Consider the following 377-nt stretch of genomic DNA (forward strand, 5'->3'; position numbering starts at 1 on the left):
GCTCTTCCTGACCGGTCTCGGCCTCGCCTTTGGAATTCTCAATCGGCAGGCCCGCATCCCACAGGTGGTTGCGGATCGGGCGCAGCACATGCTCCTCGCGGGAGGTCTGCAGGATGCTGTAGTCCTCATTATAGCCCGAGATCGGCTCCAGATCGCGGAAGCCTGATTTGCGGATCGCATCGAAGCTCTTCTCGAAGAGGAAAAACTCCAGCTCGGTGGCGCACATCGCGTCAAAACCCATCTCCTTGAGACGGCTCACCTGACGCTTCAGGATGGCGCGCGGCGAATGCGGCACCTCTTCGTGGCTGTGGTGATCCAGTACGTCACAGAGCACCATCACGGTGCCTTCGAGCCAGGGCACCGGGCGCAGGGTGGCG

At 61.8% G+C, this 377-nt stretch carries 1 pseudogene; it reads right to left on the minus strand.

Features of this window, described 5'->3' with window-relative positions:
* Positions 1–377: pseudogene (locus tag J4721_RS19660) on the minus strand (glutamine synthetase); the annotation flags it as partial.

This window comes from Phaeobacter sp. HS011, assembly GCF_018101215.1.
GTDB lineage: Bacteria > Pseudomonadota > Alphaproteobacteria > Rhodobacterales > Rhodobacteraceae > Phaeobacter > Phaeobacter inhibens.